The organism is Nocardioides sp. Kera G14, from assembly GCF_020715565.1.
Lineage (GTDB): Bacteria > Actinomycetota > Actinomycetes > Propionibacteriales > Nocardioidaceae > Nocardioides.
On sequence record NZ_CP085839.1, the window covers coordinates 704615 to 720855 of the forward strand.

At 67.9% G+C, this 16241-nt stretch carries 15 protein-coding genes; 7 read left to right on the forward strand and 8 right to left on the reverse strand.

Features of this window, described 5'->3' with window-relative positions:
- From LH076_RS03530 to LH076_RS03540, 3 genes are all read right to left on the reverse strand, one after another.
- Window positions 1–1026 carry an ABC transporter substrate-binding protein gene (locus LH076_RS03530; RefSeq protein ID WP_227782621.1) on the reverse strand — a complete coding sequence of 342 codons (1026 nt, stop codon included), beginning with the start codon at window positions 1024–1026 and terminating at the stop codon, window positions 1–3.
- A gap of 65 nt (window positions 1027–1091) precedes the next feature.
- Window positions 1092–1880 carry an amino acid ABC transporter ATP-binding protein gene (locus tag LH076_RS03535; RefSeq protein WP_227782622.1) on the reverse strand — a complete coding sequence of 263 codons (789 nt, stop codon included), beginning with the start codon at window positions 1878–1880 and terminating at the stop codon, window positions 1092–1094.
- A complete protein-coding gene (locus LH076_RS03540; RefSeq protein ID WP_227782623.1) occupies window positions 1877–2854 on the reverse strand; it encodes an amino acid ABC transporter permease in 978 nt (325 codons plus the stop codon). The genes LH076_RS03535 and LH076_RS03540 overlap by 4 nt, the downstream gene beginning before the upstream one ends.
- A 96-nt stretch (window positions 2855–2950) precedes the next feature.
- On the opposite strand from LH076_RS03540, the gene LH076_RS03545 reads away from it, so the two are divergent.
- From LH076_RS03545 to LH076_RS03565, 5 genes are read left to right on the forward strand one after another with little or no spacing between them, the layout of a single operon-like run.
- Window positions 2951–3658: a GNAT family N-acetyltransferase gene (locus LH076_RS03545; RefSeq protein ID WP_227782624.1), complete on the forward strand. Its 708-nt coding sequence runs from the start codon at window positions 2951–2953 to the stop codon at window positions 3656–3658.
- Window positions 3655–4473 carry a DUF1684 domain-containing protein gene (locus tag LH076_RS03550; RefSeq protein WP_227782625.1) on the forward strand — a complete coding sequence of 273 codons (819 nt, stop codon included), beginning with the start codon at window positions 3655–3657 and terminating at the stop codon, window positions 4471–4473. The genes LH076_RS03545 and LH076_RS03550 overlap by 4 nt, the downstream gene beginning before the upstream one ends.
- Window positions 4470–5639: an LLM class flavin-dependent oxidoreductase gene (locus tag LH076_RS03555; RefSeq protein ID WP_227782626.1), complete on the forward strand. Its 1170-nt coding sequence runs from the start codon at window positions 4470–4472 to the stop codon at window positions 5637–5639. Before LH076_RS03550 ends, LH076_RS03555 begins: the two co-directional genes overlap by 4 nt.
- A 10-nt stretch (window positions 5640–5649) precedes the next feature.
- Complete coding sequence (locus LH076_RS03560) at window positions 5650–7050, forward strand: NtaA/DmoA family FMN-dependent monooxygenase (protein WP_227782627.1); 1401 nt, start codon at window positions 5650–5652, stop codon at window positions 7048–7050.
- Window positions 7051–7052: 2 nt separating this feature from the next.
- Complete coding sequence (locus LH076_RS03565) at window positions 7053–8177, forward strand: LLM class flavin-dependent oxidoreductase (protein WP_227782628.1); 1125 nt, start codon at window positions 7053–7055, stop codon at window positions 8175–8177.
- Here LH076_RS03565 and LH076_RS03570 read toward each other — a convergent pair.
- The 3 genes from LH076_RS03570 to LH076_RS03580 are packed head-to-tail and all read right to left on the reverse strand — an operon-like array spanning window position 8171 to window position 11695.
- Window positions 8171–8914, reverse strand: coding sequence for a succinate dehydrogenase/fumarate reductase iron-sulfur subunit (locus tag LH076_RS03570; RefSeq protein ID WP_227782629.1), 744 nt, complete (start codon window positions 8912–8914; stop codon window positions 8171–8173). The two genes, LH076_RS03565 and LH076_RS03570, sit on opposite strands and share 7 nt — an antisense overlap.
- Complete coding sequence (locus tag LH076_RS03575; RefSeq protein ID WP_227782630.1) at window positions 8911–10968, reverse strand: fumarate reductase/succinate dehydrogenase flavoprotein subunit; 2058 nt, start codon at window positions 10966–10968, stop codon at window positions 8911–8913. Before LH076_RS03575 ends, LH076_RS03570 begins: the two co-directional genes overlap by 4 nt.
- Window positions 10969–10981: 13 nt before the next feature.
- The gene (locus LH076_RS03580; protein WP_227782631.1) at window positions 10982–11695 is read right to left on the reverse strand and encodes a succinate dehydrogenase cytochrome b subunit; all 714 of its coding nucleotides are present in this window, start codon (window positions 11693–11695) and stop codon (window positions 10982–10984) included.
- Between the two features lie 123 nt (window positions 11696–11818).
- Between LH076_RS03580 and fabG the strand changes: the two genes are divergently transcribed.
- Window positions 11819–12583, forward strand: coding sequence for a 3-oxoacyl-ACP reductase FabG (gene fabG / locus LH076_RS03585; RefSeq protein WP_227782632.1), 765 nt, complete (start codon window positions 11819–11821; stop codon window positions 12581–12583).
- Window positions 12584–14162: 1579 nt separating this feature from the next.
- Here the strand turns inward: fabG and LH076_RS03590 are convergent.
- Both LH076_RS03590 and LH076_RS03595 read right to left on the reverse strand, forming a co-directional pair.
- Entirely contained in the window at window positions 14163–15005 is an 843-nt protein-coding gene (locus tag LH076_RS03590) for an IS3 family transposase (protein WP_265333819.1), read from the reverse strand.
- 29 nt (window positions 15006–15034) lie between these two features.
- Window positions 15035–15316 (reverse strand): transposase, encoded by a 282-nt coding sequence (locus LH076_RS03595; RefSeq protein WP_227781116.1) that lies wholly within the window; start codon window positions 15314–15316, stop codon window positions 15035–15037.
- Between the two features lie 149 nt (window positions 15317–15465).
- Here LH076_RS03595 and LH076_RS03600 point away from each other — a divergent pair, with 149 nt between their 5' ends.
- Window positions 15466–16161: a hypothetical protein gene (locus LH076_RS03600; RefSeq protein ID WP_227782633.1), complete on the forward strand. Its 696-nt coding sequence runs from the start codon at window positions 15466–15468 to the stop codon at window positions 16159–16161.
- Window positions 16162–16241: the final 80 nt, after the last annotated feature.

The window sequence follows — 16241 nt, forward strand, 5'->3', positions numbered from 1 at the left end:
TCAGGAGTTGTCGAGCGGGAGGCCGGCGGGGTTGACCTCGGACTTCGCGACCGCCTCATTGGTGAGGTTGTAGGTCTTGAGCCACTCGGCGTACTGGCCGTTCTCGATCAGGAAGTTGATCGCGTCGGCCACCGGCTGGGCAAGACCGCTGTCCTTCTTCACCGTGGCGGCGATGAGGCCCTGGAGGCTCGCGCCGGCACCGGAGTAGGTGCCCGCCGTACGGAACTTGTCGCCGGTCTGGGCCTCCTCGTAGGCGATGCCGGGGTTGGGGCCGAAGTAGGCGTCGATCTGGCCCGACTCGAGCGCCGTCCAGATGGCGGTGTTGTCGCTGTAGTACTTGATGTCGATGCCCTCCTTCCCGGCCGCCTTCAGCTTGTCGTTGAACTCGACGAGGATCTTCTCCTGGTTCGTGCCGGCGCCGACGGCGACCGTGAGGCCGTCGAGGACGGCGGGGTCACCGGTGAAGTCGAGCTGGTTGTCGCCCTTGACCGCGAGGCCGAGGTTGTCCTGGCGGTAGGAGGCGAAGTCGTACTTCTCCTTGCGCTTCTCGGTGTCGGTGATGTTGGAGAAGCCGACGTCGGTCTTGCCGGAGTCGATGCCGACGAAGAGGTTGTCCCACGTGGCGTTGGTGATCTCGGGCTCGAGTCCGAAGACGGCGGCGACCAGACGACCGAGGTCGGGCTCGGCGCCGGTGATCGTGGTGTCGTCGTCGCCGACGAAGGCGAGGGGCGGGAAGCCGGTCGGAAGGGCGCCCTCGCCGATCACGAGCTTGCCGCTCTTGACCAGGTCCTTCGGGAGCTCGTCGCGGATCTTCTCCTGGGTGGCCACGTCGATCGTCGCCGTCGGGTAGCTGTCGCCCGCGGCGACGGCGATCTTCACGTGGGTGGTGCCGTCGGTGTCGGCCGCCGCGGCCGCTTCCCCCTTGGTGCTCCCGCAGGCGGCGAGACTGAGGGCGAGGGTGGCGGCCGTGGCCGCGACCGAGATGTTGCGGACGAACGGCCGGGTGAGCGGTCGGACGAGGGACATGTTTCTCCTTGGGTTGGCCGCCGGCCTCGTTGCCGGACGGAGGGGGTGATGCGGGTGGAGCACGGTCAGAGGACCTTGCCGAGGAATTCGCGGGTGCGCGCGTGGGTCGGGTGGTCGATCACCTGGGCCGGTGCGCCCTGCTCGACCACGACGCCGCCGTCGATGAAGACGACGTGGTCGGCGACCTCACGGGCGAAGCCGATCTCGTGGGAGACGATGACCAGGGTCGTGCCGTCTCGGGCGAGCTCCCTGATGACGGCCAGTACCTCGCCGACGAGCTCCGGGTCGAGTGCCGACGTGGGCTCATCGAAGAGGAGTACGTCGGGCTTGAGTGCCAGCGCACGGGCGATGGCGACGCGCTGCTGCTGTCCCCCGGAGAGCTGTCGCGGGTAGGCATCGCCCCGAGTGCCGAGGCCTACCCGCGACAGCAGTTCCTGGGCCCGGATCCGGGCCTCGCCCTTCGTCGCCCGCTTGTGGGCGAGCAACGGCTCGGCCACGTTCTCGGCGACGGTCAGGTGGGGGAAGAGGTTGAAGCTCTGGGCGACGAACCCGATCCGGGTGCGCTGCCGCCGGATCGCCTTGCCCGTCAATTCGTGCAGGCGACCGCGTCGCTCCTCGACGCCGATCAGCTCGCCGTGGACGGCGATGTAGCCGTGGTCGAGCGGCTCGAGGTGATTGATCGCCCGCAGCAGGGTCGACTTGCCTGAGCCGGAGGGCCCGAGGATGACGGTCACACCGCCCGCGGGGAGGGAGAGGTCGATGCCTCGGATCACCTCGGTCCCGGCGAAGGCCTTGTGGGCGTTGCGGATCTCCACCGCGGGAATCGACGGGACGGGCGTGAGGGCGGCGCTCATGCGCGAGCCTCCTTGAGGCGAAGGGCGAGGACGGCGGTCCGGCTGCGCAGCCTCTGGAACGGAGTGGGAGGCAGCGTGCGGACGGCGCCGCGGGCGTAGTGCCGCTCCACGTAGAACTGGAGGATCGAGAGCACCGTGGTGATGACGAGGTACCAGGCGGAGCCCACGAGGAGCAGCGGCACGATGTCGTTGGGGATGCGGCTCTCGAGGATGTAGACGGCGCCGAAGACGTCGGCCAGGCCGACGAAGTACACGAGGGAGCTCATCTTCACCAGGCCGACGAGCTGGTTGACGTAGCCGGGCACGATCGAACGGAGGGCCTGGGGGAGGACGACCCGGGTGAGCCGGCGGGCCGGGGAGAGGCCGAGGGCGTTGGCAGCCTCGATCTGTCCGTGGTCGACCGCAAGGATGCCTCCACGGATCAGTTCTGCGGCATAGGCGGCCTCGTTGAGCGCGAGCCCCACCACGGCGGCCACCAGCCCCGGCAGCAGCAGTGGCGTGTCATGGCTGACGAGTGCGGGCAGCAGCGGCAGCTTGAGCGCCAAGGTGGGGAAGAAGTGCGAGACGTTGTAGATGATCAGCAACAGCACCGGTACCGGCAGTGACCGGAAGAACCAGATGTACAGCCAGGCGGCCCCGCTCAGGACGGCGCTGCCGGAGAGTCGCGCGAGGGCGAGCGCCGTGCCGAGGACAAGACCGACGAGGCCGGCGTACAGGCTCACCTGCAGGGTGAGGACGACACCCTTGAGGATGAGCGGCCGCACGAAGTAGTGCGGGAAGACGCTCCACTGGTAGGTCTCGTTCTGGGCGATGTTCAGGGCCAGCGAGATCGCGAGCAGGATGACGACGCTGCTGAGGATCCAACGGACCCAGTGCCTGCGCGGCACCACGCGTCGCTCGGCGGAGATCGTGGGCGCTGTGGCGGTGGTGTGCGTGGCAGCGGCGTAGGGCACGGCGTCTGGAGTGGCGGTCACGCGCCCATCATCATCAAAGTCAATTAGTTTTATTAGGTTTGTCCGAATACTGAGCAGGGGTCTCATTCCGTCGGCCGGAGGCGAGAGAGTGGAGAGGTGCCTGATGAGTCCCTTCTCGACAACCCCGCGTGGCATTCGCTCACCGGCCCACACCAGCACCTCGCCGAGGTGCGGGGCGCCGCCCGCCGCTATGCCCCTGACGCCTCCTTCGCCTCGGCGGTGGAGCGGCCCTGGGATCCGCAGGACCCCGGCTGGGCGGATCTCGCGGCGCTGGCCGGTGCGGGCGAGCTCGTCACGATGACCGGAGCGGCCGTCAGGCCGCCCGAGGGGTGGGAGCGGATCGAGGGCGGCTTCGGCGTCCAGTTGGTCGACATCGCTGTCGACGCCCGGCGTGACGACGAGGCCGTCCGGCTCGGCCCGGCCGACGTCCCGGAGATCCTCGACCTCGTCGCCCGGACGAAGCCGGGGCCGTTCCTGCCACGGACCATCGAACTCGGCACGTACGTCGGCCTCCGCCGCGACGGCGCACTGGTCGCCCTGGCAGGAGAGCGGATGCACCCGCTCGGCTGGACCGAGATCAGTGCCGTCTGCACCGACGAGCGGTTCCGTGGGCAGGGCCTCGCGACGCGGCTCGTCCTGGATGTCACCCACCGGATCCGCCAACGCGGAGACCATCCACTCCTCCACGCCGCCGAGACCAACACCAACGCCATCCGCCTCTACGAGGCAGTCGGCTTCAAGACCCGCATCCGCACGACCTTCGTGCTGCTTCGCACGCCCCTCACAGATCGGAACGACGCATGACGCTCACCCGCGACCCCGACACCTACACCTCCGAGTGGCAGGCCTGGCATCAGGCACACGAGGCCGCCCGCGCCGACGGCCACGGCTTTCTCGCCGTGACCGGCCTGCACTGGCTCACCGAACGACCGCAGTCCTTGGACGACGCGCCCGGGGAGTGGTGGAGCGACGCGGACGGGGTGCATGTCACCCTGGACGCCGCGGAGGGTGTGACGCTCGACGGCGTCACGCTCGAGGGAACCCATGACTTCGGCCCGATCCCGGAGCGCGGTGGTGTCACCCTGCTCCGGGGCGACGTCGCGATCGAGGTCGCCCGCCGAGGCGGGCACGACATCGTCCGCCCGCGTGACCCCCAGAACCCGCTGCGCGTGCAGTACGCCGGCACGCCGACGTACTTCCCGGCGCCGGAGTGGGTGCTCGAGGGCCGGTACGTCGCCTTCGACGCACCGCGACCCACGACGGTCGGCTCGGTCGCCGACGGGCTGGAGCATGTCTACGACGCCCCGGGCCAGGTGACGTTCGAGATCAACGGCACGCCGCAGGCGCTCACCGCCTTCCCGGGCGGGGCGGAGGGCGCCCTGCTCGTGCTCTTCACCGACGCCACCTCGGGCGTGACGACCTACCCGGCCAACCGCAGCCTCGCGGTCGCCCCGCCGGACGACGAGGGACGGGTGATCCTCGACTTCAACCACGCGGTCAACCTGCCGTGCGCCTACACCGATCACGCCACCTGCCCGCTGCCCCCGGAGGAGAACCGCCTCTCCTTCGCGGTCGAGGCCGGCGAGAAGCTGCCCGTCGAGCGGGGTGGTCACCGATGAGCGCGCCACTGCACCTCGGCGTCGCGCTCGACGGTGCCGGTTGGCACCCGGCCGCCTGGCGTGAGGAGAGCGCCCGCCCTGAGGAGCTCTTCACCCCGCGCTACTGGGCGGACGTCGTCGCCCGGGCCGAGTCCGGCCTGCTCGACCTCGTGACGATCGAGGACGGCCTGCGACTCCAGTCCGACGACCCGTTCGTCGCCGACGACCGCACCGACCGCGTCCGCGGCCGCCTCGATGCCGTCCAGATCGCCGCCCGGGTCGCTCCGCTCACCTCTCACATCGGCCTGGTCCCGACGGCCGTGGTCACGCACACCGAGCCGTTTCACCTCTCCAAGGCGATCGCCACGCTCGACTATGTGAGCACCGGGCGCGCCGGTGTCCGGGTGCAGGTGGACGCGAGCGCCGAGTCGACCGGCCACGTCGGCCGCCGCGAGCTCCCCCAGCTGACCCTCGAGGGTGTCCGGAGCGGCGACCCGGCCGCCCAACAGGCGCTCGTCGAGCTCTTCGACGAGGCCGCCGACTACGTCCAGGTGCTGCGCCGGCTCTGGGACTCGTGGGAGGACGACGCCGAGATCCGCGACGTGGCGACCGGTCGCTTCATCGACCGGGAGAAGCTGCACTACATCGACTTCGAGGGCCGCTGGTTCTCGGTGAAGGGCCCCTCCATCACGCCGCGGCCGCCGCAGGGCCAGCCGCTCGTCGCCGCCCTCGCCCACCAGGAGGTCCCCTTCCAGCTCGTCGCACGCGCAGCCGATCTCGGGTTCGTGACACCCCGGGACGAGACCGACGCCGCCGCGCTGGTCGCACGCCTCGAGGCGCTGCATGTCTGGGGTGACCTCGTCGTCGTGCTCGACGACGACACCTCCGCGGCCGAGGCGCGGCTGCGTCGCCTCGATGAGGTCGCCGGGGCGACGTACACCTCCGACGCCCACATCTTCGCCGGCACCGCCACCGAACTCGCCGACCTCCTGCTCGGGTGGCAGGCGGCCGGGCTCACGGGCTTCCGGCTGCGCCCGGCCGTGATCGCCCACGACCTCGACCAGATCGTCGACCGGCTCGTGCCCGAGCTGCAGCGTCGTGGCGCCTTCCGGACGTCGTACGACGCCAGCACCCTGCGCGGACTGCTCGGCCTGGACCGTCCCGCCAACCGCTACGCCACCGTCTGAGGAGCCACCCATGTCGACACCATCCGCCGCGTCCGGCCGGCCGCTCAAGCAGGTCCACCTCGCCGCCCACTTCCCCGGCGTCAACAACACGACGGTGTGGAGCGACCCGGCTGCCGGGAGCCACATCGAGTTCTCGTCCTTCAAGCACCTCGCCCAGACGGCCGAGCGGGGGAAGTTCGACTTCTTCTTCCTGGCCGAGGGCCTCCGGCTGCGCGAGCAGGGTGGCCGGATCTACGACCTCGACGTCGTCGGGCGGCCCGACACCCACACCGTCCTCGCCGCACTCGCGGCCGTCACCGCCCACCTCGGCCTCACCGGCACGATCAGCTCGACCTTCAACGAGCCCTACGAGGTCGCGCGGCAGTTCGCCTCGCTCGACCACCTGTCCGGTGGACGGGCTGCATGGAACGTCGTCACCAGCTGGGACGCCTTCACCGGCGAGAACTTCCGGCGCGGCGGCTACCTGCCCCAGGACGAGCGGTACGAGCGGGCGAAGACCTTCCTCGAGGCGGCCACGACGCTCTGGGACTCCTGGGCACCCACGGACCTCGTGGCGGATCCGGCCTCGGGCCGCTTCCTGGCCCGGCCCGACGCCGGCTCGTTCACGATCAAGGACAACCAGTTCGACATCAGCGGCCGGTTCAACGTGCCGCGCTCGCCCCAGGGCCGCCCGGTCATCTTCCAGGCCGGTGACTCCGAGGAGGGGCGCGACTTCGCCGCGGCGGAGGCCGACGCGATCTTCAGCCGTCATGCGCAGTACGACGACGGCCGCCTCTTCTACGAGGACGTGAAGGGCCGGCTCGCCCGCTTCGGCCGGCGTCGCGACGAGCTGCTGATCCTGCCCGCCGCCACCTTCGTGCTCGGCGACACCGATGCCGAGGCGGCCGAGATCGCCCACGAGGTGCGACTCGCGCAGGTCTCGCCGGCGACCGCGATCAAGTTCCTCGAGCAGCTCTGGAACACCGACCTCTCCTCGCACGACCCCGATGGACCGCTGCCGAGCTTCGACCCGGTCGAGACCGACGTCGACAGCCTCCACTCCAAGGGCCGCGCCAGCGTGCGGATGCACCAGCAGCGGGTCGAGACGGCGCGCGACTGGCGTGCGCGCGCGGAGGCCGAGGGGCTCACCACCCGCGAGCTGATCATCGAGGTCACCGGGCGCCAGTCGTTCATCGGCTCGGCGTCGACCATCGCCCATCTCCTGAACACCTTCGTCCAGGACGACGTCGCCGACGGCTTCATCCTCGTGCCGCACGTGACGCCGGGCGGCCTCGATGCCTTCGTCGACACGGTCGTACCGATCCTGCAGGAGTGGGGCGTGCACCGCACCGAGTACGTCGGCACGACACTGCGCGACAACCTCGGTCTCGCCCATCCCGACACCCCGGCCGACTCGAAGGCGACGGCCTGACGATGACCACCGCACTCTCCGTCCTCGACCTGATCCCGATCTCCTCCGGCTCCACCGCAGCACAGGCGCTGCGCAACTCCATCGACCTGGCCCAGCGCGCCGAGGCCGCGGGCTACCGGCGCTACTGGTTCGCCGAGCATCACCTGAACCCGGGCGTGGCCGGCACCTCGCCCGTCGTCGCGCTGGCGGCCACCGCGGCGCAGACGTCGATGATCCGCCTCGGCTCCGGCGCGCTCCAGATGGGGCACCGCACTCCGCTGTCGGCCGTCGAGGAGTTCGGCCTGCTCGACGCGCTGTACCCCGGCCGTTTCGACCTCGGTCTCGGGCGCTCGGGCGGCAAGCCGCCGGGCTCGGGTGAACAGCGGGTCTCGTCGCGCGTCGTGGAGGGTCGCACCGAGAACGGCCTGCTCGTCCCGCCGCAGTTCTCCTACGCGAACCTGCTGGGCTCGCCGCGGATCGCCCTCCAGCGACAGCTCCTCGCCCAGCCCGAGGCACAGCCGCAGGACTATGCAGCACTCGTCGACGACGTACTCAACCTGCTGGCGGGCACGTGGAAGTCCGACGACGGCGTCGAGGTCCACGCCGTCCCGGGGGAGGGCGCCGACGTCACGCCATGGATCTTCGGCAGCAGCGGAGGCGAGTCCGCCGAGATCGCCGGTGCCCGCGGGCTGCGGTTCGCCGCCAACTACCACGTCGCACCCGCGGGCGTGATCGACGCCGTCGACGCCTACCGCGCTGCCTTCCGGGCCTCCTCCGACCTCGCCGAGCCCTATGTGACGGTCAGCGCCGACGTGGTCGTCGCCCCCGACGAGGCGACGGCCCGGGAGCTCGCCACCGGCTATGCGCTGTGGGTCCGCAGCATCCGCACGGCCGAGGGCGCGATCGAGTTTCCCACGCCCGACGAGTCCCGTCGCTGGACCTGGAGCGAGGAGGACCGCGCCCTGGTGCAGGACCGGCTCGACACCCAGTTCGTCGGTACGCCGGCCCAGGTGGCCGACCGCCTCGAGCAGCTGCAGGAGGCGACCGGTGCCGACGAGCTCGCGCTGACCACGATCACCCACGGTCACGCCGACCGCGTCCGCTCCTACGAGCTCATCGCGGAGGAGTGGGCCCGCCGGGCTCAGTAGCCCTGCTTGATCGCCTCGCGCAGGTCCTTGTTGAGCTGCGAGATCACGTCGAGCGGGATCTCCTTGGGGCAGGCGGCGGCGCACTCACCGATGTTCGTGCAGCCACCGAAGCCCTCGTGGTCGTGCTGGGCGACCATGGTGGCGACGCGGGAGTAGCGCTCCGGCTGGCCCTGGGGGAGCTCACCGAGGTGGGTGATCTTCGCACCGAGGAAGAGCGACGCCGAGCCGTTGGGGCACGCTGCGACACAGGCGCCACAGCCGATGCAGGTCGCCACGTTGAAGGCACGCAGGGCCTTGTCACGTGGGGCCGGCACCGAGTTGGCCTCGGGGGCCGAACCCGTGTTGGCGGAGATGTAGCCACCGTTGGAGATGATCCGGTCGAACGCACCGCGGTCGACGATCAGGTCCTTGATGATCGGGAAGGAGCCTGCGCGCCACGGCTCGATGGTGATCGTGTCGCCGTCCTTGAAGGAGCGCATGTGCAGCTGGCAGGTCGTGGTGACCTCCGGGCCGTGCGCCTGACCGTTGATCATCAGCGAGCACATGCCGCAGATGCCCTCGCGGCAGTCGCTGTCGAACGCGATCGGCTCCTCGCCCGCGTGCAGGAGCTGCTCGTTGAGCAGGTCGAGCATCTCGAGGAAGGACATGTCCGACGAGACGCCGTCGAGCGAGTAGTTGTGCAGCGCACCCTTGGCTTCAGGGCCGGCCTGGCGCCAGATCTTGAGCGTGAGCTTCACTTGTAGGACCTCTGCTTCATCTCGATGGCGGTGTAGATCAGGTCTTCCTTGTGGAGCACGGGCTTCCCGCCCTCGAGCGAGTCACCGCCCCACTCCCACGCGGCGACGTAGGCGAACTCGTCGTCGTGACGCAGCGCCTCGCCGTCCTCGGTCTGGGACTCGGCCCGGAAGTGGCCACCGCACGACTCGCGGCGGTTGAGCGCGTCGATGCACATCAGCTCACCGAGCTCGATGAAGTCGGCGACGCGGCCGGCCTTCTCGAGGTCCTGGTTGAGCGTCTCGCCCGAGCCGAGCACCTTCACGTTGGTCCAGAACTCCTGCTTCAGGGCGCGGATCTTCGCGATGGCCTCCTTGAGGCCCTCCGCGGTCCGCTCCATGCCGCAGTACTCCCACATGATCGTGCCGAGCTCCTTGTGGAAGGACTCCACCGAGCGCTCGCCGTTGATCGACAGGAACTTCTCGACCTGCGCGCGTACGCCGGCCAGCGCCTCCTGCACGGCAGGGTGGTCCTCCGCGACGGGCTGGAAGGGGCCGTCCGCGAGGTAGTCGCGGATCGTGTTCGGCAGCACGAAGTAACCGTCGGAGAGGCCCTGCATCAGCGCCGAGGCACCGAGGCGGTTGGCGCCGTGGTCGGAGAAGTTCGCCTCACCCGTGCAGTAGAGGCCCGGGATGTTGGTGGACAGCTCGTAGTCGACCCAGAGGCCACCCATCACGTAGTGGACGGCCGGGTAGATGCGCATCGGCAGCTGGTACGGGTCCTCACCGGTGATGCGCTCGTACATGTCGAGGAGGTTGTCGTACTTCTCCTCGATGGCGGCCTTGCCCAGGCGAGCGATGGCGGCGGTCAGGTCGAGGTAGACACCACGACGACGCTTGACCGAGTTGCCGTCCGCGTCCATCTCGTCGACCTCCGGACCCACACCGCGACCCTCGTCGCACATGTACTTCGCGGCACGGGAGGCGATGTCGCGGGGGACCAGGTTTCCGAAGGAGGGGTAGATCCGCTCCAGGAAGTAGTCGCGGTCCTCCTCGGGGATCTGGCGCGGGTCCTTGTCGCAGTCGGCGGCGTTCTTCGGGACCCACATCCGACCGTCGTTGCGGAGTGACTCCGACATGAGGGTCAGCTTCGACTGGTGCGCGCCGGTCACCGGGATGCAGGTCGGGTGGATCTGCGTGTAGCAGGGGTTGGCCATGTAGGCGCCCTTGCGGTGCGCACGCCACGCGGCGGTGACGTTGGAGCCCATCGCGTTGGTCGAGAGGTAGAAGACGTTGCCGTAGCCACCGGAGGCGAGCACGACCACGTCGGCGAGGTGGGTCTCGATGGCGCCGGAGACCATGTCACGCGTGACGATGCCGCGGGCACGGCCGTCGACGATGATCACGTCGAGCATCTCGTGGCGGCTGTACGGCGTCACGGTGCCGGCAGCCACCTGCCGCTCGAGCGCCTGGTAGGCGCCGAGGAGCAGCTGCTGGCCGGTCTGGCCACGCGCGTAGAACGTACGGGAGACCTGGACACCACCGAAGGAGCGGTTGTCCAGCAGGCCGCCGTACTCGCGGGCGAAGGGGACACCCTGCGCGACGCACTGGTCGATGATGTTCGCGCTGACCTCGGCCAGGCGGTAGACGTTCGACTCGCGGGCGCGGTAGTCGCCGCCCTTCACCGTGTCGTAGAAGAGGCGGTAGACCGAGTCGCCGTCCTCCTTGTAGTTCTTCGCCGCATTGATACCGCCTTGGGCAGCGATCGAGTGCGCGCGACGCGGGGAGTCCTGGTAGAAGAAGGACTTCACGTTGTAGCCGGCCTCGCCGAGCGTCGCCGCCGCAGCGCCACCGGCCAGGCCGGTGCCCACGATGATGATGTTCAGCTTGCGGCGGTTCGCCGGGTTGACCAGGCGGTTGTCGAACTTGCGGTTCGTCCAGCGCGACGCGATCGGGCCGGTCGGAGCCTTCGCGTCGACGAGCTTGTCACCGAGCTCGTAGTAGCCGGCGGCGTCGTCGGAGAGCTGGTTCGGAGCCTCGTTGGTCGGGACAGGGTTGAGCAGATCGAGAGAAGCCATCAGTGACGTCGCCTTACTTCGAGATCACGCCGAAGAGCGCGAAGAGGGGCACCAACGAGAAACCGCCTGCGATGACGATCGCGACGATCCAGCCAGCGATGCGGGCACGGGCACGCGACGTGGCGGTGTTGGTGTAGCCGAGGGTCTGGAGCGAGCTGAATGTGCCGTGGTGCAGGTGCAGGCCCAGCGCCACCATGGCGAGGAGGTAGATCACGGTCATCCACCAGCTCTGGTCGGCGAAGGCGCCGACGAGCAGGTTGTACGGGTCCTGGTTGCCGGTCGAGCCATCCGTGATGTCGATCTTGACGATCGTGAACTGGAGCAGGTGCCAGATCAGGAAGAGCAGGATCGTGAGACCGCCCCAGCGCATCGTGCGCGAGGAGATCGACGAGGCCACGTTCTTCTTGACGGCGTACTTCACCGGACGGGCCGCCGCCGCGCGCTTCCAGAGCACGACGGCGCTGACCACGTGCACGATGAGCGCCACGAGGAGGCCGACGCGCAGGATCCAGAGGAACCCGGCGTACGGGAGCATCGGGGTCCCGAGCGTGCGCAGGTGCTCGGCGTACTCGTTGTAGGCATCGTGGCCGGCGAAGGCCTTGAGGTTGCCGTACATATGAGCCAGGACGAACAGGATGAAGACGATGCCGCTGATGGCCATGGCCAGCTTCAGCGCGATCGTCGAGTGCGTCGCGCGCACTCCCTTGACGAGTTCGGTGGTTGCCACGGGAGGGCACGTTACTCGCCGTGATCTGCTTCACGTCATCGGGGACGGTGTGACATAGGCCCTGTTACCCGCCGGTCACATAGTGTGATCGATCCAATCGATCAGGCACGTCACGCTGCACGCATGTTCACCTCGATCAACGGCAGGAGCGTCGTCGTCACCGGCGCCAGCAAGGGCATCGGCAAGGGCATCGCCCGGGTCTTCACGGACGCCGGCGCGAGGGTGCTGATCACCGGCCGCAGCGAGGCAGCACTCGCGGAGGCGGCCGCCGAGCTCGGCTGCGAGTACGCCGTGGGCGACGTCGCGTCGCGCGAGGACTGCCTCGTGATCGCGGCCCGGGCCGTCGAGCTCTTCGGCGGGATCGACGTGCTCTGTGCCAACGCCGGCATCTTCCCGAGCGCCCGCCTCGCCGACATGACGCCCGATGACCTCGGCTCCGTGATGGGCACCAACGTCGACGGCACCGTCTGGATGGTCCAGGCCTGCCTGCCGGCGCTGACCGCGAGCGGCCGCGGTCGGGTGGTGGTCACCTCCTCGATCACCGGCCCGATCACCGGATATCCCGGCTGGTCCCACTACGGCGCCTCGAAGGCGGCCCAGCTCGGCTTCGTGCGTACGGCGGCGATGGAGCTCGCCCCGAAGGGCATCACCATCAATGCGGTGCTGCCGGGCAACATCGCGACGGAGGGGCTCGCGGAGAACGGTGAGGAGTACATCGCGGGCATGACCGCCGCCATCCCGATGCGCAGGCTCGGCAGCCCGGCCGACATCGGCCATGCGGCACTCTTCTTCGCCAGCGACGAGGCCGGCTACATCACCGGTCAGAGCCTCGTGGTCGACGGTGGGCAGGTGCTGCCCGAGTCCGGGCAGGCACTCGACGAGATGTGAGCGCGGAGTGCCTATTGCGTACGGACCGGAGCCGAGGAATGCGGGTCGTTCTTTCTGGCGTGGGCGCTCGCAGTGCCTAGTCGCCGAGAGCTCCGGGGGACGACGTCGTTGTAGCAATTCACGCGCTCCTGAGTCGCGGTCGAACAGCTGCACGTCGTCGATGGCTTCACCCCGAGGAGCCGCAGAACTACTCTCAGTCGATGCGGTGCATCTCTCCACCGTGCCGCACTTGCTCGACGGCGAACGGCGCCTGGAAACGCTCAATGAAGCGGTCGCGTCTCTAATCGTTATGCATCGGAACGCAGGACGTGGAGCGGCGTGCAGCCAGTGATCTCGCTCCCACGCACCGCCTCCTTGCGGCCCCTTCTGTCCGCGCAGTTCCCGGAGCCCCGCTTCGACCTCAGCTGCGAATTCCGCCGGATTTTGGAAGGCTGACGGGATTCGGTGGAGCGCTCGAGGTCGATCGCGACTCGTGTGGTCGCCGAGCAGGTAGCGCTGGCGCGGCCACGAAATCTTCTCTCGCCGCTGTGTCGCGAGTGGGAGCGCGGCGGGCCGGAACGTTCACTCAGGAGCGTCAAGTCGCTCGTCCTCATACCGCTTGAGCCACGCGTTGTAGCAGTTTCGGATGATGTCGTAATAGAGAAGGTGGATGATGCGCTGCCGGTGACCTCCTGAGCACCGCGAGCTTGCGCTTGGCTCGTCATGCCAATTCTCGTTCTGTCACGAAAAACTGAGAATTGGAGACCGGTCCGGTCTTAGACCTACACCTCTTGTGGGGCTGCCTTTACCGAGGCCTTTCCTCTAGGGCGGCCGTCTAGACCGGATTTGGCTCTGGACGCCATTCGTAGGAGATCGAAAGGTTCGGGCGTACGGTCTTGGCATGTTGAGGAGCGGCGCAGGCTCAAGCCCTCTGCAATCGCGATCGGCGCTGGCCTTCTGCTCGCGCTGGCCATCGTTGGACCTTCCACCGCGCTCGATCGGGACACAATGGTGCCGACGCTCACTTACAGCCCCGACTGCATCGACGATGTGGCAAGTGGCAACGGGCCGGTATGTATGACAGACAACGCCGGGACTTCGGCGTTCTTCCAGTCCACGGTGCCGGCATCCGCGATCGCGACCATCAAGACGGCGCTAGGTGACTACAACAACTCCGACCTTTCGATCACCTATCCGGCATCGGCCACATACTCGGGCACCGCGGAAACCGACATCATCTATCAAGTCAGTGCATCCGGGATGCCGAGTGGAATCATCGGGTGGACGTGGTGCGATGACGCGGTCAACAGCCTTAGGTGCGATCAGCAGTACGTCCGGTTCAGGTCGGCGTCTGCTTCCACCCTCGACCAAGAACTCGCCTGCCACGAGTCCGGGCACGCTGTTGGCCTCGTGCACGGAAGCGATGCGTATGTACAGGTGGCAGACAATGACGGTGCCAACATGAGGTGCATGGAAACGCCCGTGTCCGGCCCCGAAGATCTGGTCCAGCATCCGTGTGAGCTGCTGGTTGGTCCGACCCGGTTGGGACACCGGGGTCGGGTTGTTGCGACTGGTCCACGCGCAGTGGCGGTAGGGCCTCTCATCGGCTACCACCACCTAGGTTGTACGGAGTCGCTTCTTGGAGCATCTTGGCGTACGCCGCCGGGGTCTGTCCCTTCAAACTCCGATGAACTCGCATCGTGTTGTACTTCTCGGTCCAGGCGTCGACGACGAACTGGACCTCGAGGATCGAGTGGTAGACCTCGTGGCCGAAGAGTTCGCGCTCCATCGTGCCGTTGAACCGCTCGTTGATGCCGTTCTGCCACGGGCTGGCCTTGGCGATGAACACCCCGCGGACCTGCTGCTCCCCGAGCCAGTCCAGCAGGCTGTCGGCGATGAACTCCCGCCCGTTGTCGGCGCGGATCAGAGTCGGCTTCCCGTGAATCTCGAACAGCTTCTCCAGATGCTCGCGCACGCCCTTGGCGCCGATACCTCGGGCGACGTGGGACCCGAGCCCGACCCGCGTGAACTCGTCGATGACGTTGAGCACCCGCAACGGGCGCCCGTCACTGGTCCTGCGCTTGATGAAGTCATAGGACCAGACGTGATTGCGGTATCGCGCCGGCAGCCGACGCGTGGAGTTCGCGTCCTCACCCACCGCCTTCTGACCTGAGGCTTTCACCTTGCGCGGGGGCACTTGCAGCCCCTCGCGGCGCCACAACCGCTCGATGCGCTTCTTGTTCACCGGCCAGCCCTCAGCGACCAGCAGCCCGTGGATCATCCGATAGCCCCACTTCGGATGCTCCAGGCTCAACGCGTGCATCCGCTCCACCAGCTTGGCCTCCAGATCGGTGGGCCTCGGCTCGTAGCGATTGCTCGACCTGTGCTGCCCGACCAGCCGGCAGGCACGGCGCTCGCTGACCTTGTACTTCTTGATCAGCATCGCCACCGCGTCCCGCCGCCGGGCCGGGCTCAGAAGTTTCCCTTCGACAGATCCTTCAACATCGAGATGTCCAACGCCTGCTCGGCCACGATCCGCTTCAGACGGGCATTCTCCTGCTCCAGCGTCTTCAGCCGGATCGCCTCGTCCTCCTTCATCGCGCCGTACTTCTGACGCCACCGGTAGAACGTCTGCTCGCTGACCCCGAGCTTCTTGCACACCTGCGGGATCGTCGCGCCCTGGGCCTGGAGCTTCTCCGCATCACGCAACCGCGCGACGATCTGCTCCGGACTCAACCTCTTCGCTGCAGCCATCGAGTACTGACACCGGTCCTCTCACTTGTAGAGCAAGCCTCACAAGAACTGGACCGATCTACGGGGGGCCGCACACCCGATACAGGGACTCGGCCCCACCCCGGGGCAAATAACGCCGACAATGTCAACGACAACTACTAGGGCGCGGCATGATCAAGGTAATTTTTCCGCTGTCCGTGCTGACGGCTTTCCTCTTGACTGCGTGTGGGTCGGGTCAGTCAGTCCAGGTTGGCGAGGCGGACAAACTCCTCCCCGACGCGACTGCCGCTGACTGGCGGACCTATGCCGATCACCTCGTGGTTGCCGAGGTAGTTTCCGAGAAGAAGCTGCCGATGAGCGAGGAGGAGAATGGGTCCGGTGAAGGATTCGCTGACCGCCTTCTGACATTTCGTATTGACAAGGTCCTCTGGTCGAACGAGGGTGCCGAAGCCGCGCCCACTGAGCTGACGACCAGCATTGATGGCTGGACCGTCCACGACGGGAAAGAGACCCCATTCCGGTTCTCGGGCGAGCCCGAGATAGTCACCGGACATACGTACGTCATGCCGGTCACCTACCTACGCGTAGGTCGACTCGTGGACACGCCCGGCTGGATGACGCTGAGCGTCGTCCCCGCCGATGACGGTGAGATCGGTAAGGGGGACACGATTTTTGGCGAGCCTTCGGAAGTGGAGTCCTCTTTGCTCGGCAAGCCGGTTTCGGCCGCAGTTGATCTGATGGTAAATACGCCTCTCCCGGACGTGGCCAAGCCGTTCATGGGACTTCCTCCAACGGATCGCCTCACTGCCATCACCAAGGCTCAAGAGAAGAGCTTGGGGTCGGCTGAGCCGTCCGAATTGCCATAAATCCGAGGTACGCGCAGCCCCGTCGCGGCAGTTCGAACCACCGGTCTCGGCCGCTTACAGAGATGGTCGTCGCAGGATTC